Origin of the sequence: Chryseobacterium sp. Tr-659 (genome assembly GCF_011752975.1) — a bacterium.
Taxonomy (GTDB): Bacteria; Bacteroidota; Bacteroidia; order Flavobacteriales; family Weeksellaceae; genus Chryseobacterium.
The window spans coordinates 77,418-103,819 of record NZ_VWWP01000013.1; the positions used below are offsets into that span (position 1 = coordinate 77,418).

General features: G+C 36.1%; 18 protein-coding genes. 7 read left to right on the top strand and 11 right to left on the bottom strand.

From position 1 onward, the window contains the following. Positions 1 to 26: 26 nt before the first annotated feature. From F3J23_RS20620 to F3J23_RS20655, 8 genes are all read right to left on the bottom strand, one after another. Positions 27 to 1,238, bottom strand: coding sequence for a PepSY-associated TM helix domain-containing protein (locus tag F3J23_RS20620; protein WP_167033291.1), 1,212 nt, complete (start codon positions 1,236 to 1,238; stop codon positions 27 to 29). Positions 1,239 to 1,290: 52 nt separating this feature from the next. Further along, on the bottom strand, positions 1,291 to 3,402 hold the full coding sequence (locus F3J23_RS20625) for a TonB-dependent receptor (RefSeq protein ID WP_167033293.1): 2,112 nt from the start codon (positions 3,400 to 3,402) through the stop codon (positions 1,291 to 1,293). Continuing rightward, the gene (locus F3J23_RS20630; protein WP_167033295.1) at positions 3,402 to 4,604 is read right to left on the bottom strand and encodes a PepSY-associated TM helix domain-containing protein; all 1,203 of its coding nucleotides are present in this window, start codon (positions 4,602 to 4,604) and stop codon (positions 3,402 to 3,404) included. Before F3J23_RS20630 ends, F3J23_RS20625 begins: the two co-directional genes overlap by 1 nt. A 38-nt stretch (positions 4,605 to 4,642) precedes the next feature. Continuing rightward, positions 4,643 to 6,811 carry a TonB-dependent siderophore receptor gene (locus F3J23_RS20635; protein WP_167033297.1) on the bottom strand — a complete coding sequence of 723 codons (2,169 nt, stop codon included), beginning with the start codon at positions 6,809 to 6,811 and terminating at the stop codon, positions 4,643 to 4,645. Between the two features lie 34 nt (positions 6,812 to 6,845). Beyond that, positions 6,846 to 9,032 (bottom strand): TonB-dependent siderophore receptor, encoded by a 2,187-nt coding sequence (locus F3J23_RS20640; RefSeq protein ID WP_167033299.1) that lies wholly within the window; start codon positions 9,030 to 9,032, stop codon positions 6,846 to 6,848. A gap of 151 nt (positions 9,033 to 9,183) precedes the next feature. Beyond that, positions 9,184 to 12,258: a preprotein translocase subunit SecA gene (secA, locus tag F3J23_RS20645; protein WP_167033301.1), complete on the bottom strand. Its 3,075-nt coding sequence runs from the start codon at positions 12,256 to 12,258 to the stop codon at positions 9,184 to 9,186. 126 nt (positions 12,259 to 12,384) lie between these two features. Beyond that, entirely contained in the window at positions 12,385 to 12,606 is a 222-nt protein-coding gene (locus F3J23_RS20650; protein WP_002662059.1) for a DUF2795 domain-containing protein, read from the bottom strand. Positions 12,607 to 12,741: 135 nt separating this feature from the next. Then, a complete protein-coding gene (locus F3J23_RS20655) occupies positions 12,742 to 13,770 on the bottom strand; it encodes a GDP-mannose 4,6-dehydratase (RefSeq protein WP_167033303.1) in 1,029 nt (342 codons plus the stop codon). 89 nt (positions 13,771 to 13,859) lie between these two features. Between F3J23_RS20655 and F3J23_RS20660 the strand changes: the two genes are divergently transcribed. After that, on the top strand, positions 13,860 to 14,654 hold the full coding sequence (locus tag F3J23_RS20660) for a DUF2797 domain-containing protein (RefSeq protein WP_167033305.1): 795 nt from the start codon (positions 13,860 to 13,862) through the stop codon (positions 14,652 to 14,654). 163 nt (positions 14,655 to 14,817) lie between these two features. Here F3J23_RS20660 and F3J23_RS20665 read toward each other — a convergent pair whose 3' ends face one another. After that, the gene (locus tag F3J23_RS20665; protein WP_167033307.1) at positions 14,818 to 16,470 is read right to left on the bottom strand and encodes a DUF6029 family protein; all 1,653 of its coding nucleotides are present in this window, start codon (positions 16,468 to 16,470) and stop codon (positions 14,818 to 14,820) included. A gap of 5 nt (positions 16,471 to 16,475) precedes the next feature. Beyond that, the gene (locus F3J23_RS20670; protein WP_167033309.1) at positions 16,476 to 16,961 is read right to left on the bottom strand and encodes a TlpA family protein disulfide reductase; all 486 of its coding nucleotides are present in this window, start codon (positions 16,959 to 16,961) and stop codon (positions 16,476 to 16,478) included. A gap of 203 nt (positions 16,962 to 17,164) precedes the next feature. Here F3J23_RS20670 and F3J23_RS20675 point away from each other — a divergent pair, with 203 nt between their 5' ends. The 4 genes from F3J23_RS20675 (at position 17,165) to F3J23_RS20690 (ending at position 23,826) form a co-directional block, all read left to right on the top strand. Further along, positions 17,165 to 18,229, top strand: a complete 1,065-nt coding sequence (locus F3J23_RS20675) for an Omp28-related outer membrane protein (RefSeq protein WP_167033310.1) — start codon at positions 17,165 to 17,167, stop codon at positions 18,227 to 18,229. 41 nt (positions 18,230 to 18,270) lie between these two features. After that, positions 18,271 to 20,151, top strand: coding sequence for a choice-of-anchor J domain-containing protein (locus F3J23_RS20680; RefSeq protein ID WP_167033312.1), 1,881 nt, complete (start codon positions 18,271 to 18,273; stop codon positions 20,149 to 20,151). A gap of 56 nt (positions 20,152 to 20,207) precedes the next feature. Next, positions 20,208 to 20,957 carry a T9SS type A sorting domain-containing protein gene (locus F3J23_RS20685; RefSeq protein WP_167033314.1) on the top strand — a complete coding sequence of 250 codons (750 nt, stop codon included), beginning with the start codon at positions 20,208 to 20,210 and terminating at the stop codon, positions 20,955 to 20,957. 208 nt (positions 20,958 to 21,165) lie between these two features. Next, complete coding sequence (locus F3J23_RS20690; RefSeq protein ID WP_167033316.1) at positions 21,166 to 23,826, top strand: hypothetical protein; 2,661 nt, start codon at positions 21,166 to 21,168, stop codon at positions 23,824 to 23,826. A 95-nt stretch (positions 23,827 to 23,921) separates the two neighbouring features. On the opposite strand, the gene F3J23_RS20695 is transcribed toward F3J23_RS20690, so the two are convergent. Next, complete coding sequence (locus F3J23_RS20695; protein WP_167033318.1) at positions 23,922 to 24,272, bottom strand: hypothetical protein; 351 nt, start codon at positions 24,270 to 24,272, stop codon at positions 23,922 to 23,924. Between the two features lie 173 nt (positions 24,273 to 24,445). Between F3J23_RS20695 and F3J23_RS20700 the strand changes: the two genes are divergently transcribed. Next, a complete protein-coding gene (locus F3J23_RS20700) occupies positions 24,446 to 24,640 on the top strand; it encodes a hypothetical protein (protein WP_167033320.1) in 195 nt (64 codons plus the stop codon). A 123-nt stretch (positions 24,641 to 24,763) separates the two neighbouring features. Then, complete coding sequence (locus tag F3J23_RS20705) at positions 24,764 to 25,810, top strand: PA0069 family radical SAM protein (RefSeq protein ID WP_167033322.1); 1,047 nt, start codon at positions 24,764 to 24,766, stop codon at positions 25,808 to 25,810. Positions 25,811 to 26,402 lie beyond the last annotated feature (592 nt).

Here is a 26,402-nt window from a genome sequence, read left to right on the forward strand (position 1 = left end):
TTATTAACTGAGTTTTATTTAATATGTTAAGCTGTTTTTACTGTTTTTTTCTTCTTCCTTCCCCACCAGATCATAAATCCGGTAACCGGAAGAGAAGCACAGATAAGACTTACAATAAATGCAATAATCTTGGTGGGAAGTCCTAAAATAGCACCTACGTGAATATCATAATTGGCACTCACCACCTTTTCCCCAAAATTTTTATCCTTAGGATCACGAGTATGAAGAAGCTCTCCTGAGTTTTCATCAAAAATAAGGCTGCTGCTTTTGTGGTAAGAATATGAAAGGTGTTTTACATACACTTCAAAGTTCGGATGTTCGTGATCATCCATATGTTCATGCCCCAGATCAATGGCAAAACCGTAAGAGTCCGGATATTTTTGTTTTACTGTATTGATGATCTTGTCCAGTGTTCCTTCTGTTCTCAGCTCAATAGGAGCTTTTGTTTTGATGTGGGAGAAATCCGGATATTTTGTTTCTCCACCTGAAAAGATTACATAAATCATTGCCTGTACAACGAAGAAAGCATAAAATAATCCTGTAATAGAGAATATCAATGCAAAGATAGAAGCATAAAAACCCAGCACATTGTGAAGATCATAGTTCTTTCTTTTCCAGCTTTTAATATTTTTCCATTTGAAACCGAAACGCTGTTTTCTTGCGGCTTTATTTTTAGGCCACCATAAAACAATTCCTGTTATCAGCATGATCACAAATATAATGACCGGTATTCCTACTACATAGGTCCCCCAATCCTGTTTCAGAAGGAAGCTCCAGTGTATCATTTTTACAATATTAAAGAAGCCGTTTTTTTCATCATAAACTCTTAATACTTTTCCTGTATAAGGATTTACATAGGCTTGCTTATAGATAGGAAATTCATCAAAATAATTCCAGCCTTTTGTATTGTGTTCATACCAGAAGAACATGTATGACATCTTTTTGTCAATAGGAATGTTGACCCAATGGATAGGATATTTTTCCTTCACTTGTGCTGCTACAGTTTTTTCCATAATTCTGATGGGAAGAACCTGCTTTTGCTCGATATTCTGTTCATGATGATACATAACATCTTTTCGGGTGATATTTTCTACTTCATCCTTAAAAACATATAATGCTCCCGTAATGGAAATGATAAAGATCAGAAACCCGATTCCCAGGCCAAACCAAAGGTGTAGTTTGGCAGACCATTTTTTAAAAAATCCTGGTTTCTTTTTATGATGGTGATTTTTCTTCATAAAACAGTAATAACGTTCTGCAAAGATAAACTTTACTTTTTATTTAGATTAATTAAAATTTATATTCAATCATGAAGGTTCCTCTCATTCCGAGTGAATTGGTGAAGTCGCTGTCTCTTGCAGACCACCAGGCAATTGAAGGCTGATACAACCTGTTGAAAAGATTTTCTATTCCTAAAGATAATTTCCAGTTGTGGTTCACTTCATAACTCGATTTGAAATTAAAGACAGTATAATCCGGAACATATCCTTCACCATATACGTATAATCCTTTTGCATTAGGTTCAAATCTGTTTTGCTGGAAAGAATGTAACATGTCAATACCTATAGATAACGCAGGAATTGGTCTTCCTTGAATATAGGCCAGAACTTTAGGAGCAGAAATCCTGCTGTTGTTGATCTTTGTAGAGTAATCACCATCGTCTTTTACAGAAGTGATTCCTTCCATCCAGCTGTAACTTCCGCCAAACTGAATCCATTTGGAAGGAGTGAAGTGTAAAAACCCTTCTACACCATATACTATTTCAGGAGATCTTTGGATCATCAATGCTCTGTCTGGGCTCTGTACGAATGAGGCGCCTAATTTAGAAGTACTCACATATGAAGTCAGCTCATAATTAAGCCAGTTGGAAAGCTGTCCTGTGGCTCCCAATTCATAATTGTTAACAATGATCGGTTTGGTTTCCAGCTGCTGAATGGTTCCCGAAGTTGAGGTTCTCAATATCCTTCCCAATTCATTGATAGAATAGGCTTGTGAAAAGCTTGTAAATAGGTTGATATAAGGCTCTATATTGTAACGTATACCAATATTTCCAACCAAAGCATTATAGTTTAACTTACCGCCTGCTACTGGAATACTTTTAGTAAAAGTTCCGTCACTTTTAATAACAGAAAGCGTATTGAAATCATCAACATTAACTTTAATGTTTTCATAACGAAGGCCTCCTTTGATAGTCAGTTTTTTGAACAGATCAATTTTTGCCAAAACAAAAGGAGCAATATTGGTCATACTCATATTGGGAGTCCAGAAACGGCCGTCTTCGAGTTTTTGTACGGTTTTATCATTCAGGATATCGGCTCCGTAGATAATTTCTCCCTGAGAGTTGGCAGTATTCCAAAGTTGTGTATCTAAATTAAATCTTACTCCAGTTTTTTTGGAAAGAACATTGGATTGTCCGCCATTGAAAAAAGTATCGCTGTATCCGTAAACGGTTTTAAAATCCTGATAATAGAGATTAATATTCAGTGAAGTTCCGGCAAATAAATTTTTATTGTCATAACTTACCCTGATGTTGTGGTTCTTTGGTGTTCCTTGTGGAGTGGTTTCCAGTCCTTTTCCCAGACCTTCTCCAATGGTAGGAGTAATACCGTACTTTCCTGTTTTTAATCCTAAATTCAGGTTTGATCTTGAAGAATATCCAATGTAAGAGGCTTCAATTCTCTGGTTTTCGTTGATATCATACCCCAGTTTCAGCATTCCGTTATAGTTGTCCATCTTTGCTGTGCTGTAAGTAGGGCTCAGCATAACACCATCACCATCTTTCATATACCCTGTTCTTTCATAAGCTAATGAAAGGGTATAGTCAAATTTCTTAATCTTTCCGGATAAAAGCTGGCTTGCCCTTACCCCTAAAGTCCCGCCATAAGGCTGTCCGGTAAGACCTATCTGTGAAATTCCGGAGATGTTCTTATCTGTTTTATTTCTTTTTGTAATATAATTGATGATACCCCCGTCGGCTCCGTTTCCGTAGATGGAAGATGCTCCTTTTATTACTTCAATTCTTTCAATTGCCGAGGGGTCAATTACTCTTAAATCTCTTGCTCCGTTACGAAGTGGAGTAGACTGTGGGATTCCGTCAATCAAAACCAAAACCTGTCTTCCTCTTAAAGTTTGGCCCGTATTGGAGGTCTGCCCCGAATTCGTTCCTAAACTGGGAACGGTATATTGCAGAATGCTGGTAATATCTGAATTGACAGTAAGCTGAGACTGAATTTGTTTTTCTGCTACAACCGTAATGGAACTGGGAACCTCTTTTATATTTTCCTTTTTTCTTGAAGCAGTCATCACCACTTCTTCAACATTTTTGGTCTGTAAACTATCTTTAACCTGTGCGAAAATGGTAGTAGTTCCCAGACAGGCAGCCGATAAAAGTGCTTTTTTCATTATATTTTTTTTCCTTGTTTCTTTCTTTTTCCCCACCAGATCAGAAATCCGGTTACGGGAAGTGAGGTGCAGATAAGACCGGTTATAAACCAGATGATCTTTCCAAACAGTCCAAAATAAGAACCTGTATGGATATCATAATTGGCGTTGGCATATTTTTCTGCGTTGTTAAGCTGTTGATGAGGTTTATTGGCTAGTAGTTTTCCAGAGTATTTATCAAAGGTCAGTAGATTTCTTTCGCTGAATCTTCCATCTTGCCCATAAATGGTTACCGGAAGGTTTTTAAGATCTTTTCCTTTTTTGTTCTTTCCATTTAAAGAAATTCTAAAGCTGGATGATCCGGCATATAATTTTTGAGTCTGTAATGCAGCGATATCCAAAACGTCCTCATTTTTTACCGTTAATGAATCCGGGGACTTGATCTCTTTCTCCTTTGGAAGGTCTATTGATCCGGACAAAGCAAGATTGAACGTGTTTTTAACGTACGGATAAGCAAAATAAATTCCGGTAACGCTTAACAGCAAAGCGATGAATGATGCATAAAATCCTAAGATATTATGAAGATCATAGTTTTTACGCTTCCACGTTTTTACGTTTTCCCAACTGAACCAGAAGCGTCCTTTCCTTGCGTTTTTATTTTTCGGCCACCAAATAATGATCCCGGTAATCAGCATGAATATGAAAAGTACGGTAGGAATTCCCACTACGTATTTCCCCCAGTCCGAATTCAGAAGAAGTCCCCAGTGAATATATTTTAAGATGTTGAAGAAATCATATTTTTCGTTGTAAACGGCAATGATCTCACCGGTATATTGATTAACATATACCTGTTTGTTGATGAGCACTTCCTGAAAATAATTCCAGCCTTTTTTATTTTTTTCATAGTATAAAAAACGGTAAGATTTATTCTTGTCTAAAGGAATTTCAACTGAACTTAGCGGGTAATTTTCATTCAGCTCCAGTGTCACTTTTTCACGAAGCAGATTGATGGATAAAGGTGTTTTATCCGTATCTTCTTTTTTTACATAAATTACCTCCTTACGAAGGCTGGCCTGTACTTCTTCCCTAAAAACATATAAAGTCCCCGTAAGAGAGACTATGAAAACAATGAGACCAACAGACAAACCAAACCACAAATGCAGCTTGGCAGACCATTTCTTTATGGGTGAAACTTTCTTTTTATGATGATGCTTTTTCTTCATAGCAAAAAGTTAACCCTTCGCAGGGCTAACCTTTATTTTTAAAATTTATATCCGATTGATAATCTCCAGTTACGTGGTGCATTATAGATCCATACATACTTATCATCACTTTTGTCATTAGGTGTATTGTAACCCGGATCATAGTAACCGCTGAATAATTTTCTGTTGAATGCATTATTGAGCATCAGGTTGATATCAAACTTTTTAGCTCTGTATGTAATCCCAAAATTGGTGTCGAAATAATCAGGAAGAGATTGATTGCCTGAATTTGTTCCAAACCAGGAAACTCTTCCTCCTTGATATTGATATCCGGCTGAAATTCCGAAACCTTTCAGAATATTGTTACCAAACTGGTAGGTAACCCAGGTGTTCTGAACATTCTTGGCATTACCCGGAGATGCTGCTCCAATAAGCTGAGGGTCATTGTCTTTAATTGTTTTAGCATCGGTGTAAGCATAATTGATAATAACATTAAGCCCTTTTACAATTTCACCTTTCAGATCTGCTTCAAATCCTCTGGCTCTCTGTTCTCCGGAAGCATAATAAAAGGTTTGCGAAGGAGTACTGTTTACAAAATCTTTGGTAAGAATGTTTTTTCTTCTGATTTCATATACTGCGAAGGTCGTATTCCATTTTCCGTTGAACCAGTCTTTCTTTAACCCGAATTCAATATTCTGCCCATTTAAAGGAGCTGTTATAGAACCTGAAATAGTATTGGCTGACTGTGGAGTAAATGTTTTATCAAATATCCCGTAGGCTGAGAAGTTTTCATTAATGGAATAGCTAACACCAACTCTTGGTGTGAATTCTCCCGCAGTATCCGGTTTCACTACTCCAAGGTTCGGATATCCTGCATACGTTGTACCACTGGTATATCTTCCTGCTAAAGTAACACGAAGCTTGTTATTGAACATTTCTATTTGATCCTGAGCATAGTACGAAGTATATTTTACACCTTCATCATCATAGAATGCGGCATTTCTGTTCAGATAATATGCATTTTGAGGCGGAAGTGTGCTTGGATCAACTCCATAAACAATATTTTGAATATTGATAGTACCGCCGCTTCCCATGGCAGAAAAATCTGCATTGTATTTTCTATCTCCGTAATCGAATCCGGCAATGATTTTGTGTACGATGTTTCCTGTTTTCAGACTTCCTCTTAAATACGTCTGGAAAATATGGTTTTTCCCTACAGCCTGCCAGTTGCTAAGGTCTCTTGAAAATAAGTTGGGGTTACCCGGAGTTCTGAAATCTCCCCACCATGAACCTCCGTCATAATTCAAGTCCATATAAGCATATTGCGTACTCCATACCCAGTCTTTGAAAAGTTTCTGATCCAGGCTTAAGAATAAACTTTGATCTTTCACCTTAGTTTCTTTGAAATTCGGATCATTGAAGTTGGTATGAACTCCTAAAGTTGCATATCCTTCTTTTGACATGATGTATGCCCCGGGCTGGTTGAACTTTAAATGCTGGTAATTGTACTGAGCAGTAAACGTTGTTGTTTTTGTAGGCCTGAAAGTAATGGAAGGGGCAATTATTATTTTGCTCGTTTTATCATTTTCTACCCATGATTTATTGGAGCTTCCCATTAAATTGATACGGTAGTCTAAAACTCCGTCTTTAATAAGTACTCCATCCAGATCAGCTTCTCCTCTGAAAAGATTGTAGCTTCCAGTGGTGAAGCGTACACTATTGGCAAACTTTCCGGTAGGTTTTTTGGTTACCACATTATAAAATCCGGCAGGATCTCCCATAGAGCCCATAAATCCGGCAGGGCCTTTTACAAACTCTACTCGGTCAATGATGGAAGCATCAGGATTAATAGGTCCCCAGGTAGATGATACATTCATTCCGTTCATAAAAGTGGCTATACTGGCTCCTCTCATGAAAACGTTAGAGTAAACATTGTCCCAATGTTCCACTTTTCTGGCTCCGCTTACATTACGAACAATACCTTCAGACATATTGAGTGTAAGCTGATCCGCAAGAACCTGAGAACTTACAGATTGTACGTTTTGAGGAAGCTCAAGTATCGGAGTCTGGATTCTTAATGATCCGGAAACTTCATTCAGTTTATATTTTTGATAATACCTTCCGCTGACAACAACTTCTTCTATGTCATTAGATTTGATACTGTCCTTTTTTTGAGCAAAACTTAATATTGAAGTTAATAAGGCAGCTCCTATTGTTATTTTTTTCATTGTTTATAAAGGGGGAAGTAATTATTTTAACAGTTTAGAATTTATAAGTAAAGCTTCCGACTACGTTGGCAAGAGGCTGAGCATTCGCAGTTGTATATCCGTTCCAGTATTTTTCATTCGTAAAGTTGTCTACTTTTACTCCGACTCTGAATTTTGGAGCATCGTAGAATACATTGGCATTCATAACCAGATATTTTGGAAGAATGAATGTTCCCATCGTTGTAGAATTTACGATCTTGTTATCACTGGCGTAATTTCCTCCCACACCGAATCCGAGTCCTTTTAAGTTCCCATCTAAGAACTGGTAGCTGGCATTGAAGTTAACTAACCATGGAGATGATGCTGTTGCAGGTCTTCTGCCAATTACAGAATCATCAGCTTCTGTATATTTCATATCGTTGTAGCTCACCCCGGCAATTACGGAGAACCCTTTAATCAGATAAGCATTTGCTTCCAGTTCAACTCCCTGGCTGGTTAATGAACCGGCCTGTCTTTGGATGGCTCTCCCTTGAGTTGTATATCCAATATTAAGAAGGGTGTTTTTTACTTTGATATTGTAATAACTTAAAGTCGTACTAATTCTTCCCTTAATAAGGCTGGCTTTGAACCCTCCTTCGAACTGGTTGGCTCTTTCAGGATCAGAAAGCGTAAGATTTGAATCCGTATCGGAAACATAGTATCCGTTGCTCGTAAAGCTGTTCTGATAATTTCCAAAGACAGACATCTTATCCTGAATAATTTGGTATACAATTCCAAGTTTTGGAGACCATGCTCCCTGCGTATATGCTGAAGTAACGATTTGCCCAGTCTGGCCACCTTTGAAATCTACATTTTCATAACGTAAGGAAGTAAGGATATTCAATCCGGTGAAGGGAGTTATAACATTGGAAATATAGGCACTGTAAATGTCTTTTTTTCCTACGTTTATATAAGTGTTATTAGTGGCGAAACCTGATTGGCTTTGTAAAGTTTTGTATTTCTCTGCTAGTGTTTGTCCATTTAAATTTGAATAGTTTCCTCCAAACGGAACCCAGTCAAAATCAGTAAACATGAAATATTGATTATCATTCACCCGCATATAATCAAACCCGGCTACTGTTCTGTTTCTTACACTTCCGATTTTAAAATCAGCATTGAAATTCTGTTGCAGCTGCAAATAAGTTCTTTTGCTGTCTTTCGTAGATTGGTCAGCTCTTTGTACTCCTATCTCTGCAGAATTATTCGGATTGGGAGCAAAATAGAAATAAGGATTGAAACCATCTGAATAAGAGTATGACGTACTTACATTAGTTGATGATTTTATATGCTCATTGATTTTATAATTAACCTGTCCGAAAAAATTTCTTGCTTTGGCCGTAGTTTTAAGACCGTCACCCGCATACGTTTGTTTATAATCATATCCCAGTTTTTCCATTTTATCCATGCTGTCTGCTCCTAATTGAGAGCCCGGAAAATAGAAGAAAAATGCAGTTTCCGGGTAAGCGTTCGTCTCGAACATTTCCAGCTCAGTGTTAATTTCTAAATTATCTGTGGGGCGATAGGTTAGGGAAGGAGTGAATGCATAGAATGAATTTTTAGCATTGGTCTTCTGGAAAGTTCCCTGGTTAGTATAAGCGGTATTTAATCGGAATAATAACTTTTTATCATTAGTAAGGGGAGCATTTACATCGGCCTGAACTCTGTAATAGTTATAACTTCCTCCCGCTAAAGAAACCGCTCCACCAAAAGTTTCATAAGGTTTTTTTGTTATTCTGTTCACAACCCCTCCATAAGAGGTTACATTACTTCCGAACAAAGTGGCTGATGGACCTTTTAGGATTTCTATTCGTTCAATGTTTATCGCATCCATTGAGGTGGTAATAGGAGCTACCATTCCATTTCTGATGGAGTTTCCAGCTACAAAACCTCTTAAGTTAATATAAATTCCTCCATCTCCGGCTCTGTTAGTAGCGCTCCACATTTTCTGAGCTCCGGCAACATTCCTGAAAGCATCATCTACTGTGAATAAAAGCTGGTTTTCTAAAATTCCTTTCCCGATTGAAGAATATACCTGCGGATCTTCTATCGCCTTCAGAGGCATTTTGTTAGAATAATCACTATCCTTCTTGACATATGTATTGATGACTACCTCGTCAATGCTTTTTGTGGCTAAAGAATCTTTTTTTTGGGCAGAAACCAGCATTGTTCCCAATGCGGAAGCACAGATCAGTACATTTTTCATGAAAGTCAAATTTTCTGCAAATATATTATTTTTAACTATTCTAAATAAATAATCAAATTGATATTTATCATGAAATTATTATATACTGAATAGTAAAAACCCGCTCCAGTCAATGCTGAAGCGGGTTTTGTGTAGTATTGTTAATTTTTCCTTACGCTGGAATTTCTCCTTTGTATAAGAAAGAAATGATTTCTTTATTTAATTTATCGATCATTTCACTGAATAAGTGGAAAGATTCCTGCTTATAGATCACTAATGGATCTTTCTGCTCGTATACGGCTCCCTGAGAAGATCTTCTCAAGTCATCCATTTCACGAAGGTGAAGTTTCCAGTTTTCATCAATGATTGATAATGTGATATTCTTTTCAAAATCGTTTACTAAGCTTTCACACTGCGTTTCATAAGCTTCTTTTAAATCAGCTACGATAGTCATTGTTTTGTGCCCGTCTGTGAAAGGAACCTGAATCATTTTGAACATTGAACCCTGATTCTGGTATACATTCTCAATGATTGGGAACGATTTTTCTTTCAATAGGTCCAATTTCATTCTGTAGTCTTCCTGAGCAGCTTTGAATAGGATATTGGTAAGGTCCTGAACCGTTTTGCTCTTGAAGTCGTCTTCAGAAACAGGAGATTCCATGGTGAAAGTCTTGATGATCTCATATTCGAAATCTTTATAATTTCCATTTGCCTTTCCTTTCGCAACGATAGAATTAGCAACATCGAAAATCATATTCGTGATATCATATTTCAGGTGGTCTCCAAATAAAGCGTTCTTTCTTCTCTTGTAGATAACATCACGTTGTTTGTTCATTACGTCATCATATTCAAGAAGTCTCTTTCTTGTTCCGAAGTTGTTTTCTTCTACTTTCTTCTGAGCTCTTTCAATAGACTTACTGATCATAGAGTGCTGAATAACTTCTCCCTCCTTATGACCCATTCTGTCCATCATTTTAGCGATTCTCTCAGAACCGAACAAACGCATTAAATTATCTTCAAGAGATACATAGAACTGAGAACTTCCCGGATCTCCCTGACGTCCCGCTCTACCTCTTAGCTGTCTGTCAACACGTCTTGAATCGTGTCTTTCTGTACCGATGATAGCTAAACCTCCCGCATCTTTTACTGCTTTTGAAAGCTTAATGTCGGTACCACGACCTGCCATGTTTGTTGCTATCGTTACTACTCCCGGTTGTCCTGCACCTGCTACGATTTCTGCTTCTTTTTTGTGAAGTTTCGCGTTCAGTACCTGGTGTGGAATTTTTCTTAATTGAAGTGCCTTTGAAAGTAACTGAGAAATTTCAACAGAAGTGGTACCCACCAATACTGGTCTTCCAGCTGCTGTTAATTTTTCAACCTCTTCAATTACGGCATTATATTTTTCTCTGTTAGTCTTATACACTAAATCTTGTCTGTCATGTCTTAAAATAGGACGGTTGGTAGGAATGACCACTACGTCTAATTTATAGATTTCCCAAAGTTCTCCTGCTTCAGTTTCGGCAGTACCGGTCATTCCCGCAAGTTTGTTGTACATACGGAAGTAATTCTGAAGGGTAATGGTAGCAAAAGTTTGGGTAGCCGCTTCAATTTTTACATTTTCTTTCGCTTCAATCGCCTGGTGAAGACCGTCTGAATAACGACGTCCCTCCATGATACGACCTGTCTGCTCATCAACGATTTTTACTTCCCCATCAATAACTACATACTCATCATCTTTTTCAAATAATGTATAAGCTTTCAATAGCTGGCTCATCGTGTGAACACGTTCAGATTTTTCAGCAAAATCAGCAAAAAGTCTTTCCTTAGCTTCAAATTCATCCTCTTTAGAAAGGTTTTTAGCTTCCACTTCAGCAATTTCAGTTCCGATATCCGGAAGTACGAAGAAGTTAGGATCAGAGTTTCCTTGAGACATGTATTCAACACCTTTGTCTGTAAGGTCAACCTGATTGTTCTTTTCCTCGATAACGAAGTAAAGATCTTTATCTACGATCGGCATATCACGGTTGTTGTCCTGCATATATTGCGCTTCAACTTTCTGAAGCAATGCTCTGTTTCCGCTTTCCGATAAGAATTTGATTAATTGTCTGTTTTTTGGAAGACCTCTGTATGCCTGAAGCAATTTGAATCCTCCTTCTTTGGTATTTCCTGCAGCGATTAATTTTTTCGCTTCATTGAAAATGGCAGAAACTGTTTTCTTTTGTACTTCAACGATTCTGTCGATAGAAGGCTTAAGAACATCAAACTCCTGTCTGTCTCCCTGAGGAACCGGACCGGAAATAATCAAAGGTGTTCTTGCATCATCTACCAATACAGAGTCAACCTCATCCACGATAGCAAAGTTAAGTTCTCTTTGTACCAGTTCTGAAGGTGAAGTTACCATGTTATCTCTCAGGTAATCGAAACCGAATTCGTTGTTCGTTCCGTAAGTAATATCTGAGTTGTATGCTTTTCTTCTTCCGTCAGAGTTAGGCTGGTGGTTATCGATACAATCGATAGACATTCCGTGGAACTGGTAAAGAGGTCCCATCCATGCCGAGTCTCTCTTCGCAAGATAGTCGTTCACGGTTACAACGTGTACTCCTCTTTCAGGAAGTGAATTTAAGTAAATAGGTAATGTTCCTACCAAAGTTTTACCTTCACCGGTTGCCATTTCGGCAATTTTACCGCTGTGAAGAATAATACCTCCGATAAACTGAACATCATAGTGGACCATATCCCAAACTACAGGAGTTCCGGCTGCGTCCCATGAGTTTTTCCAAACAGCTTGGTCTCCCTGAATTTCAACGAAATCTTTCCCTGCAGCAGCGAGTTCTCTATCCCAGTCACTTGCTGTTACACGGATTTCTCCATTCTGAGCCCATCTTCTTGCCGTTTCTTTTATCAATGCAAAAGCTTCGGGAAGAACCTGAATCAGAACTTTTTCTTCAATCTCATATGATTCTTTTTTTAGAGACTCAATTTTTGAGAAAAGAGCTTCTTTTTCGTCAACGTTTGTTGAATTTTTTATCTGCTCTTTAATCTGTTCTATTTGAGCTGTGATCTTGCTGGTTGAAGATTTTATATTCTCTTTAAACTCAGCCGTTTTTTGTCTCAACCCATCATCCGACAATTGTTGAATGTTAGGTTCTACAGCTTTGATTTTTGTTACAACTTTTTTTACTTCTTTTAGGTCCTGCGCTTTTTTGTCTCCCAAAAACCCTTTAAGAACTTTGTTTAAAAAACTCATAAATTATTTGCTTTATGCTTAATGCAAAATGCTTTAAGCGTTTTAAATAACACGCTTATCGTGTAAATTAATATATAAAAAAGGGCAAAAAAGCTCTAAGCATGCAGCCTAAAGCTTATCGCTTTATTAATATTCGTCCTCGTTCCAAAGGAAGTCTTCATCTGTTGGATAATCGCTCCAAACTTCCTCGATAGATTCATAAATTTCTCCTTCATCTTCAATAGCCTGAAGGTTTTCAACTACTTCCATTGGTGCACCAGTTCTGATTGCGTAGTCAATAAGCTCTGCTTTTGTCATTGGCCAAGGTGCGTCACTTAGATATGAAGCTAATTCTAATGTCCAGTACATAATTTTCTAATTTTTTGCAAAAGTATAAAAATAGGTTGTATAATAAACTTTTTTATACTTGATTTTCAATTCTTTTTATAATTTTTTCTTATAAATGACTGTCATAACCGGATGGCAGCTATGTCATCAATTTACTTAATGTCGTTTTCTCAAAAACCATTCCACAAATTTTTTTATGCCATTTTGGAAGTCTGTGCCAGGGTGATATCCTATTAAATCTTTCGCTTTGGTAATATCGGCATTGGTTTTTATGACATCTCCGGGCTGCATTGGCAGAATTTTTTTATTGGCAGTTTTTCCCAAAGCATTTTCCAGCGTTGTTACCATTTCGGATAAAGTGACTACTTCGTTTTCTCCAAGGTTAAGGATCTCATAAACTCCGTTATTCTTTTCAAGATAAAGGATGGATCGGAGTATTCCGTCAATTATATCATCTATATAAGTATAATCTCTCGCGGTATTTCCGTCACCATAGAAAGGGATCTCTTGTTCATTGGAAATTAGTTTTGCGAATTTATGAATGGCAAGGTCGGGTCTTTGTCTTGGGCCATAAACTGTAAAAAACCTAAGCTGGATCATATCTATATGATAAAGCTTATGATAAACGTGCCCTATTACTTCACCGCTTTTCTTAGTTGATGCGTATGGAGAAATAGGATTGTCTACATTATCTGTTTCAGAAAAAGGAGTTTTTTCATTATTTCCATAAACACTTGAAGAGGAAGCACAAATAAATTTTTTAATATTAAAATCTTTACATAACTCCCAGAGGTTCATTGTTCCTCGTACATTTACCTCTTCATATTCCAAAGGTCTTTCAATAGATGGGCGGACACCTGCAAGCGCAGCAAGATGAATCACCATATCGATGGAATGATTTTTAAAGATGTTTTCAAGTCCGTTTTTATCCCGGATGTCCTGATAATAAAGAGTGTATTGCCCGGTGTTAGAGAGAGAAATTAAACGGTTGATATCCTTGGTTTTATCGGAGAATTCAAAATCCGAAATTTTCCCGATAGACTCTAAAGTATTTTTAATTTTTACCTGATAGGGATAGAAATCATCAAAATTGTCAATGTTTATGACAGAATGTCCATTTCTTAATAATTGTTCAATTAAATGGGAACCAATAAATCCACTGCCACCTGTTATAAGATAAATCATCTGTAGTTTTTATTAACACAAAAATATAAATTTTACCTTTGGAAAAATATAATCATTAAATTTACTTAAAAAAGTAATATAAATATAATATGCAGTTTCAGGGGCAAATTTTAAAAATGACGAGCTACGATGCAAAGCCGGTCCAATATTATCTCAATCTTTCAGGGGATCTGATCCATATGAATGAGTTATTTGGAAAGGAGCTCAGTATAAAACATATCGGATTTCAATGCGTGAACTGTGGCGAAAATAAACCTATTTACAGAATGGGCTTTTGCAAAAGCTGCTTTTTTGAAAGTCCTTATGCAAGTGATACTATCATTCGTCCGGAGCTGTCAACCGCTCATTTAGGGGTGGCAGAACGTGATCTTGAGGTTGAAAAAGAAATTCAGCTTCAGCCGCACACGGTTTATCTGGCGTATACCGGAGATGTGAAAGTAGGAGTAACCAGAAATACACAAATCCCGACAAGATGGATTGATCAGGGAGCTACTTTTGCTTTACCAATTGCCAGAACGGAAAACCGGTACGAAGCCGGAATGATAGAAGTTGCTTTAAAAGACCATTTACCAGATAAAACAAATTGGAGAAAGATGCTTCAGGATGATTTCGAAGGAGAAATCGATCTTGCAGACTTCAGACAAAAGATCAAAGAATATTTTCCTGAAGATTTCCAGAAGTTCTATAGTGAAGGAGAAGAATTATGGATGTTTGATTATCCTTTTGAAAAACCTGAGAAAGTAAGCTCGTTTACTTTAGATAAAAAGCCTGAATTTACAGGTAAGCTTGTCGGGATCAAAGGGCAGTATCTCGGATTTGAAGGAGGAAACTTTATTAATGTAAGAGGACATGAAGGATATGTGATAGAACTAGGAATACAATAAAAAAAGCATTAGAGCCAAAGCTCTAATGCTTTTTTATAATTCATGTTGTTATGAAAGTGCTGAATATTCAATTGAGCGAATTTCACTTAATAATTGAAGTTTAGGGTATATAAAGCAATCTAAAATACTGATGCAGCTAAAATATGGGGTAGAAATAAAAAGTTTAGTAACTTGCACTGATTCCGAGAGAAAAGCCGGCGCTTTCAGGTACAAATCTGCATACTCCTCCTACACAGAGTAAACCTCCTCTTTGTCTGCCATATGAAGCCTGAATCCGGGTGCTGTTTTTTCTGAAAACCACTCCTCCGGTATAATAATGTATTTGTTTTTCTTTATCAGGGTTACCATAATTGTAAAGGTCATTGATAAAGCAGGACCAGTTTTTATTGAAATTGTATTCGAAAAGTCCGGCTGCCCAATTTCCATGATATCCATTTGCCCATTGATGTTGAAGTTCTAATTTTACTGAATTCTTAGAGAATTTATAAATATTATCTAAAACTAGAGTTTGTGCTTTTACTTTACCCGAAGTTTCCTCTGTTCTGTAGGTGTTATAGAATTGATTAATAAGAACTAAAGCGATTTTCCAGTTGTCTTTAAGTCTGGTTCTGATATCCAGACTCTGGTCAGAATAGTATTTTTCTCCTAATGCGAGAAAGGCTGTTGTATAATCTCTGACGTTATTGATATAAGAACGATAGGTTCCTTTCAATCCATACCAGTTGGAAATATTTAAGGATAAATCCATTCCGTATTTTCCACCAAGCAATGTTCCTTTTTTTATTTTGTAAAAAATATCAAACTGAGAACCTATCTCTCCGGATTTTTTTTGTGGAAGAAAGGCAAGCCTTGGTTGAGCCTGATATACATAAATGTTAGCCAGGCTGTAATCATATTGTTTAGTGAGAGCCGGAACATAATTAAGAACAGCGTTATGATAGATGTTTCCGATTTGATCTCTCTGAGAATAGAAATTAAAATTTTCGAGTCTCCTTAAACTGGCAATAATCCCAAACCGCTCCGTTGCATAAGAAAGGTTGATTAGATAAGCATTTCCGGGAAATATATTGCTAGGATCCAATGCTGAAACCTGCTTGATATTATCTTTGGTCTTATAGAGGTATTCAAATTCCAAAGCGAACTTAGAATATTCCATTTTAATGCGTGAAGAATAGATACTTACATTTTTGGGATATAAAGGATTTTCCTGATTATTTTCATATTTATTTACATAGCTGAACCCTATGCTTGATGTGAAGTTTTTCATTTTTGTCAGAGAATCCAGCTTAAGTTCTGTATCCAATCCTGCAACAAGCCCATTTGAAAGATTGAATCCTAATCTTTGTCTTCCTAGTAGGGCTTTTATAGTTATAATTTGATCAGGATCATTATATTTTATTTTTCCTCCCAATAAGGAATTTGCAATCCCTAGCTGCTTATCTTCCCACACACGAAGTGCGAGACCGCTTCCAAATTGTTCATAAAAGTGTCCTAAAGTAACATCTATTCCTGCTTTTTCATTATTGTAATTCACAAAATAGGTTCCCAGATTGGTTTTGTTTAATGCAGGAGAGTAATTAAGGAGAGCTTTTGGCTCGTAAGATTCGAGCTGGGCACCAATTGTAAAGCTGTTGAGTTTATAATTAATATTCAGGTAATTGTTTGATCTTAATCTTTGATCAGCTTCGCTTTCAGAAAGTTTTATTTTGTTGTCATCAACATAATATTGTGAATTTGATTCCAGATTTACGGATAATTGGCAAATGACTTTAATACTGAAAAAAAGCATTATTACAGTAATAAACTTGTTCTGCATAACAATTAAGGTGTTGTATTATATTCTTTGATTTTTTTTATCAGTTCATCTTCATCCCCTGGAGAATAGCCTACATGAGAATAAACAATTTTTCCCTTGTGTAGAATAATAACATGAGGTATGCTATTGATATTAAGAGCCCGCTTTAGGGTTTGATTAGGATCGAGAAGTATGGTATAGGGCCAGCCTTTACTTTTTGCAACAGTTTTCACCTTTGAAGTAGTACGTGCATCATCCGTTGAAACAGCATACATACTAAATTGGCTTTCTTTCTGCCAGTCTTCATATTTCTCATTAATGGTTGTTAATTCTTCCATACACGGCAGACACCATGTCGCCCAAAAACTCATAACAACAGGTTTTGAAGAATCAATTTTTGAAACATTGAGTTTTTCACCATTTAAAGTATTAACAGATACATTTGGTACTTCCTGAGCAAGACAGAAATCCAGACTTAGAATTAAAAATCCAGCTAAAATTATTTTCAACATAATTGTTTGTTTTTTTGATTACAAATATATTATTTTATTGCTATTATCAAAATAAATTTATAGTTTTGTTGTGAAAAACATTCCAAAAACACATTTTTATTGATTTATTTTCAATGAAAATGAGAAAATTTTACACTTTTTATTAATGTTGACTTTATAAAATTTTAAAAACACTCTTTTCTAACTAAATAATTTATAAAAAAATGCAAAAAAAATTATTATTTCATTTCGTGGTGATTATTTTTATGCTGTCAATCCTTTCGTGCAAAGGATCTGAGAGTGATGAAGGTGATACTGTAGCAACTTATATCATTATATCTTCGGAAGGAGGTAACGAGAAATTATTAGGAAAAACATTTACATTTAAAGTAAAAGATAATCTGAACCATGATATTACTACAATGACGGAGATTTATATCAATGGACAGTTAATCAACGGAAATCAATATACTCCACCAGAGAAAGGGGTCTATACTGTGAATGCAAAATATCAGGAACTCCCTGTAAATCCCATCTTGGTAAATGCACTCATTAATGAAGGTATAAATTTTAAACACAGAATTTTATATGAGGATTTTACAGGTACATGGTGTGGAAACTGTACCCGTGCCGGTGCAAGAGCTAAAAACTTAGCATTACAAACTGATGACGGTTTTGTTTTTATGGGGGTTCATGGTCCCAGCGGGCAAGATCCATGGTCTAATACAACAAGTACAGAGCTTGAGCTTTTTAAGAATGTTACCGGTGCGGATCTGGGCTGGCCAACAATGTTTATCAACAGAAATACAATGTGGGAGGATACAGAAAACTATACGGATATGTCGGTGCCGCTGTCCCAGCTGAAAGCATTCAGTAAAGTAGGAATTAAAATAGGTTCTGTAGTTTCTGGGAATTTGCTGAATATTAATGCGCAAATCTCATTTGCTCAGGATTTTACAGGTCTTAAAATTGCTGCCTTTATGGTAGAGGATGAACTGGTCGGTAAACAAAAAAATTATATTCCGGCATTAGGACCTCCTACTATTTATGACTATGTCCATCATAATATTTTGCGTAATAGATTGACTTCTTCAATTGCGGGAGAAAATATCCCGGGTAATGAAACTGTAATTTCAAATGAATACTCAAGATCATTTCAATTTTCTATCCCTACAGATTATAATCGCAATCATCTTAAAGTAATCGTGATGATACTGGATGGAAGCGGTTCCGTTTTGAATGTTAGAGAAGAAAAGATTGGTATAACCAACAACTATGAATTCTTATAAAACTTACTTCATTAAATATTAACAACTTAAAAAACTACTAAATGAAAAAGATTCTATTTATGGCATGTATTCTGATCTTCGGAATACATCAATCACAGACTTATTATAGTCAGGATTTTAATACAACAGGACTGAATGGCTGGGTGAGTACAGATCTCGACGGGGATGGACAACAATGGGCAAACTTGAATGCCTCAAGTATAGACCCTAACCTGGGAAGTGGATCCTTGGTTTCCTTTTCCTATCAAAATAATCAGGCACTTACTCCCAATAATTTAATTACTTCGCCATTAATTGATTTAAGCACGGTTACTGCAAGTAATGTTTATCTTATTTATGATCAGGCAACAAATCCGAATTATCCAGCAGAGAAATATTCTGTTTACGTAACTTCATCCAATGTTCCTGCTACCATTACTGCTTCTACCCCGGTTTACACTGAAACGGTTGCTTCAGGAGCGGTACAGAACAAATCAATTAATCTGTCTCCCTATATAGGACAGCAGGTGTATGTCTCATTTAGACATTATGACTGTACTGATAATTTCTATCTAATCATAGATAATGTTAAGGTAAAAACTGTTGGAGATAATGATATTACGGTTAAAAAAATTGCTTTAGACCGGTATGGGCTTGCCAATGCAAATTATACCATCAAAGCAACTGTAAAAAATAATGGAGCACAAAGTGTTAACAATATGGCTGTTAACTGGACTGACGGAACAGGGGATCATCTTTCTACCATTCCATTAGCATCCCCACTAGGTACGGGGCAGGAAATTACAGTTAGCCATCCGATTGCTGTAAATTTTGCTTCAGTTGCGGATCGAAATATCAATTTTACTATTACTCAGGTAAACGGGTTGTCAGATTCTTCTCCTGCGGATAATGCGATGGCTACAAAATTTGCCACTGTAAGCCAGAATTCCCCTAAAAAAGTTGTGATTGAAGAGGGAACAGGAACATGGTGCGGGTATTGCCCTAGAGGTGCGATCGCAATGCAGAATGCTACTAATAATTTTCCTAACGATTTTATTGGAATTGCAGTGCATGGAGGAAGTAATAGTGAGCCAATGAAAGTGACGGAATATGCGGATGCCGCAAACTTTCCGGGCTTTCCAACCTTAAATGTAGACAGAACCTTGTTAGGAGAAGATGTTTCTACTGATTTTTCACCTGTAGTTAATGCAAGAAAAACTTTAATAGTACCAGCTGCGTTAAGTGCAACTTCTACACTGGCAGGGCAAACCCTTACATTAAATGCTTCGGCAGTTTTCAGATCGAACTTCACCAACGCCAGCTATAGATTTGCAGTAGTAATGATAGAAAACGGAGTTACAGGTACAACTGCTGCTTACAATCAGGTTAATTACTATGCGGGAAATGCTATGGGACCTATGGGAGGATATGAAAATAAACCTAACCCAGTGCCTGCTGCAGATATGGTTTATGATCATGTAGGAAGAATGTTATTGGGAGGCTATGCCGGACAGGTGGGCTCAATACCAGCTGTGATTACTGATGGGCAAACTGTGAATTATACATTTACAGCCGATATCCCGGCAAATTATAATCTAAATAAAATGAAGGCGGTATTGCTTCTCATCGATAGTGCAACAGGCGAGATCGCTAATGCAGCAGGACCTTTTGCTATTACAGGTTCATTAGGTGTAAAAACTAATGAAGCAGAAAACAGAGAGATCACAATATATCCTAATCCGGCAAAAGATTACATCAAAGTACAGGCAAAAGGAAAAGTTGATTTAAAGATCCTTGATGCTAATGGAAGAATTGTTTTGGAAAAAGCCGGAGTAGAGCCTGATACTTCTGTTTCTACACAAAGCTTAATAAAAGGGGTTTACCTGATATCTTTAAAAGAAAAAGGTTCAGAGCCAATAACTAAAAAATTAATTATTAAATAACAATTTCAAAATTCAGGGAGAACTGTTTAAGATCTTCCTGAATTTATAAAAAGCTTATGAAAAAAAATCATTTTATATATATAGTGTGCGCTTTTCTGTGTTTTTATGGAAAGGCCCAGATTGCTTTAGCAAAAGAAGATGGTACCCCCATAAATAACGGACAGGTCATTACTTTCAATACAACAAATGAAGTGCCTGCAAATCTGCATTATAAAATTAAGAATATATCGTCTTCTCCTGTAAATGTTCGTATAAAGGTGGTAAGCATTGTTAATGCAACGGGAAGCGATTTTCAATTTTGCTACCAGACTACCTGTCTGCCTTTTGTTTCGGCAAATGGTATATATCCGGCTAATACAAAGCCTGCAATTAATATAGGAGCCAATTCGGAAGTTTCCAATGGGTATACCATGTGGAATTTAGATGCCGGATCAGGAGCGTTCCCTATTGATTATGTAATAAAATATTATACGGTGGACTCTTTTAATAGTGAATATGGTACTCCTGTAACATTTACCTACAGATATGATCCTAATGCAGTCTTAACAGTCGCTGATGTAAAAAAGGAAAAAAATCTTTTTGTAGAAATTCCCACAACAATTGTCCAGAATAATATTCAGATTGCTTCCAAAGAAGATGTTTCTTATGTATTATATAACATGGAAGGACGTAGAATAATAAAAGGAGAATTAAAAAAAGGAAAACAGGTAATAGATATTTCTGGACTTAATTCCGGAACATATATGGTCGTTGTTAATAACAAACAAAATGAAATCATTTCCAAGAAGATTATTAAGAGTGACTAGTTGGTAGAATTAAGACTTAATTTCTAAAAAACAGGCAGTCTAAAATAAAGGCAGCCTGTTTTATTAATCAGTAAAACGGTATAAAATGAATATCGATAAAAGTATTATTTTATGGATTCTTGTTAATTTAACATCGAGAGCATGAGTGGAATTAAAATGTCTCCTGATAAATCCTTATATTTAAGGTGTGTAAAACTAAAATCACAATATGAAAAAATGGGTTAAAAGGCTATTGATAAGTTTCGGAATCCTGGCGGGAGTTCTTCTTGCTACAAATTTCGGACTGAACATATGGCTTAAAACCCAGCTTCCTGACTTTATCAAAAAGAATACGGATTATAAAATTTCTTATAAAACCTTAGATGTAGATCTTGGAACCGGAAATATTTTGGCTTCCGGTATTTCCGTCAACAGCAAAAATCCACAAAATACAAACGTAATAGGTCTTCAGGGAACTATTGATACTTTAAAGATCAGTCGTTTTGGAATTTATGATGCTATTTTCAATAAAAGGATAAGTTCTTCAGATCTCTTATTAGCCAGCCCTAATCTAAATGTGATTCTTGCAAAACCAGTAGATCGTAAAACAGGAAAAAAAAGAAATCCGTTTTTATTTGAAAATATCCGCATTAATAGAGGGAAGATTGCCATTTTCAGGCACACCAAACAAAAAATTCTATCTGTACAGCAATTAGATCTGTTGGTAGAGAATTTACAGATGACAGAAGAGTCTCTGGAAAATAAATTACCCGTAGTTTTCGACAGTTACAGTATTAAAGGGAAAGATTTCTTTTTTCGGCCCAATGAAACGTATGCGATAACGATCAGTACAATCAATACAGCAGATGGGCAGATGTCAGTCGAAAATTTCAGATTGATTCCTCTTTTATCATTCCTGCAGTTTAAAAAGTTTTATCCTCAGAAAAGTAAACTGTTTGAATTTTCTATTCCTAAAATGGATTTCAAAGGTGTGGCTTTGAATAAGAATAAAGTTTCCCTTACCAATGCGGATTTTCAAAATCCTGTTTTAACGGTGTATAATACTGGAGTAAAAGGCAAGAAAACAGAGAAAAAATCAAACTTTGAACTCGATTTACAAAATATTCAACTCAAGAATGCAGTTATTAAAATCAGTAAACCGGATGGAAATAAGCTTTTATCTGCCGGAAGTCTTAATTTAAGTATCAGTCAATTGGTGTTTAATAAAGAAACATCAGAGCAGGTAATCCCTGTTGGTTATAAAGATTTCTTATTTTCAGGAAAAGGTATTGAATATTCCAGCCATCAGAATATATCCGTTGAAAGTATGGCTTTAAGCCCTGAAAGTGGAGAAATTAGAAATGTCTCAATGACATCAGAAACTCCGGCTGATGGTAAAACAACAATGGATGTAAAAACTGATCATATCGCTTTTAATATTAATAAGCTTGAATTCATCAATAAAAAACTAAATCTGGATATTAAAGATCTTCTCGTTGAAAATATAAAAGGGACAATAAAGGCTGGAGAAAAAAAGTCGGATAAAACTTCAACTTCAGGCATTATACAATCCGTTCTTATCAGAAAAACCACCTTGAGAAATTCTGATATTATCTATGATAAAGGAAAAGAACCGCTGGCTTTTCATGACCTCAATGCTACACTTAATAATATTGAACTGTCTCCAAAATCCAATAATCAGGGATTATCCTTTAAAGTAAAAGATTATTTCCTTACCACCAGAAATTTTGCTTACAAAACACAGTTCTATAATATGAGTGTGGGGCTTCTGAAGCTGAATAAAAATAAAGTTCAGATCAATAATTTTGCCATGAAACCTCTTGTTTCGAGAGCTCAGTTTATCAAAATGATACCCGTTGAAAGAGATTTATTTGATTTGAAAGCAGCACAGATTACCGCAGAAGGATACTGGGACTTGTTTTCCCGGAATAAATCTATCAATGCTTCCCGAGTGGAGATTCAATCTGCAGATGCTAATATTTTCAGAAGTAAAGTTCCAAAAGATGATCCCAAAGTAAAAGCTTTGTATTCAAAAATGCTCCGTTCCATCAAAATTCCAATGACCGTTAGTAATCTTGATCTGAAAAATTCAATTCTGGTATATGAAGAAGATACCCCGGAGAGTATGGGACCGGGGAAACTAACATTCAGTAATTTTAATATGAATGTTAAAAACCTGAATTCTGCCAAAACAAAAGGAAAACCCACGAAAGTGGATATCAAAATCAATTGTTCTTTTATGAATTTGTCTCCGCTTTCCGTAAACTGGAGCTTTGATGTGGCTGATCAGAAAGATGCGTTTGTTATTTCAGGAAGAACCTCTAATCTCCCTGCGAGCGGAATCAACCCTTTTATCAGGCCTTATCTTCACGTTACCGCGACTGCCGGAACTATTCAGGAAATGGTTTTCAGTTTTAAAGGAAACCCTGCCGGATTGCATGGGACCTTCAATCTTAAGCATAAAGATTTAAAAATTGCCGTTTTAAATAAACATAACCATGAAAAGAAAGGTTTTCTGACTGCTGTTGCTAATGTTTTCCTGAAGTCAGATTCCGGGAGATTTCCTGAGTCAGTTGCTGTAGAAAATGTAGAGCGCGATCCTACAAAATCGTTCTTTAACCTTTTCTGGAAAGGAATTGAACAAGGCTTAAAGAAAACCTTGATTGGTAAAAATGTGGAGAAAACTGAGAAAACAGTAAAAAATGCAGTCTCCTCTGTAAAAGAAATGAAGCACTCTGTCCAGGAGATTAAACAGGAAATTAAAAATAAAAAAGAAGCTCCAAAGCCGGAAGAAGAGCAAAAAAAAGAGAAGAAAGGATTTTTGAATAATATATTTAAGAAAAAGGAAAAAGATAGTATAAAAAAATAACTCTCTAAACCATTAAGGAATAAAATGTTTGCTGATATATTGAATTTTATTCGAACAGAAGTAATGGTTTAGAGAATCTATATAGATATTTGAATTTAAAAATTGAATTCATCACTTTCCAGTACAGGAATATTTCTTAAGAATTCGTCAAACTTTTCACCGGGATAATTACTGTCTGCTCCATAAGAATCTATAATCATACCTCGGTTTCCTACTGTATCTTTCACTACATACAGCACAGCACTATCATCAGGATTACTGTCTCCTTCAAAACGATATGTTTTCAAAATGATCAGCTCAGTTGGCAGGTAAATTTTATCCGAATTTTCAAATTTCATTTCAGAATTTGAATTCATTCTGAATTCCCTGTGTATTCCTCTTTCAGAAAGCGTTTGCATGACTTGGCTTAAGGTGGTCATTCCGTCGATGTTTTCTGGATTTTCCATAATAATATTTTTTTAATATGTACAATAATTACACCATTGCGTTTCTAAATATAAGAAAAATAACAGATTATAATTTTCTTAAAGATAAAGTTTAATGTTAACAAAATTTATAATTTAAAAAAATTAAATAGGTATACTTTTTGCAATGGTATCAATAATAAATCAAAGAAAATATGAAAAAAGAAGTTGGAGTTTTACTGGCAGGGGGAGTTGGTCTTTTGGCAGTATTAAGTTTAATAAGTATAAAAAAGATATTGACAAAAAAAAATAAAAAATATAGTGATTCCTATTCGGATTATCACAGACACTTTGATGAAAAAAACCACGAAGATGAAAACCACGGAGTGGAACTATACGCAGTGAAGTAGTAAAAAAATATATTTAATTATGTTTAAATCCAACGCTTTTGAAAGTGTTGGATTTTTTTTGTGGAAAACTTTAATGTTAAAACTCATTATTATATGAAAATTCCAGTCTAATTTTACATCAGAATGCAAAACGAAAATTTCATAAAAGGTCAGGGTGCTCAGCGAAATGTAATCAATCGTTTCGACAGGTATACCTATGAGCCTGATGATGAAGATTTCGAAACGGTAAAGACTTCTTTTACGGAAGTTTTTCCAAAAACAATTGTAAACCAGGTGAAAAGCGAAGATCTCCCCATGGAATATTCCATGAATCCTTATCAAGGATGCGAACACGGTTGTTCTTATTGCTTTGCTAGACCCACTCATGAATATTGGGGGTATAGTGCAGGAATTGATTTTGAAAGAAAGATCATGGTGAAAAAAAATGCTCCTGAGTTATTGGAAAAATTTTTTCAGAAGAGAGGATACAAAGCTGCACCAATTTTACTATCCGGAAACACAGATTGCTACCAGCCCGCAGAAAGACAGTTTGAAATTACCAGAAAATTACTGCAGGTTTGTCTTGATTACAGACATCCTGTCAATGTTCTGACAAAAAATGCTCTGGTGCTGAGAGATATTGATATTTTAAAACCCCTGGCAGAACAAAACCTGGTTTCAGTTTCACTGAGCATTCCTACAATCAATGAAGAGCTGAGAAGAAAGATGGAGCCGCGGACGAGTTCTGCAAAAAATAAACTAAAAGCTATAGAAATTCTTTCAGAACATAATATTCCGGTACATGTTATGGTAGCTCCTATCATTCCCGGGCTTAATAGTGATGAGCCTTTGAATATTTTGAAAGCCATTTCCGATGCAGGAGCTTCAGGATTTGGATATACGTTGGTACGGTTAAATGATACGGTTGAACCGGTTTTTGTCAATTGGATTGAGTCTCATTTTCCAGACAGAGCTCAGAAGGTTTTAAACCTAATCCGTTCTATGCGTGGGGGGAAACTTGGTGACAAAAGATATTTCGAGAGACAAAGAGGAGAGGGGAATATTGCAGAGATGATTCATACAACATTTAAAATAGGAAGAAAGAAATTTTTTGAAGGAAAAGAATTTCCCAAGCTTTCCACTGCAAACTTTACCGGAGCCAAAGATCAGCAATTAAGATTATTTGATTGATAATCGATACATATAATAATAGTATGTTCTAATTGTGTGGTTTCACCTTTCCTTTTTTATTCAGGAGCTATTTCCTGCTATCCATTTCTACTCCTCGCGCCGTTGTTCCCGCATCAAGACCAAGAGCTGTCCCTTGTTTACTGCGGGGTAACCATTTCTATCAGGGCTAGAGTAGAGGAGGTTAATAAGCCGTAAGCCATACCTCATTAATAACCATTCTTCCTATTCTCCCCCCACCCCGCCCACGCCCGAGCCCTTCCTCCAAACAAATGTTTAAAATTTTTGTTTCTGCGTTTCAGTGGATTAGGCTTAAAATGCGTTGTAATATGAAATTTAAGTTAACAAAACTTGTTTTGCGTGTTAATAAGTTATTATCTTTGCCCCACTGAAAACGAGAGATTATCAGTAAGCGCAGAAGAGGCTTTTAAATAAGCAAAAACATGAGTCTACTTTAAGAAACAGGCGAAAAAAAACTTTAACTTTTTATCAAATAAAAGTTGTGAGATAAAAAAGAGTTTGTATCTTTGCAGTCCCAAATAATGGGAGCGCAGGAGTAGGAGATTGAGGGTTAAGAGAGAGCTTAAGGTTACTT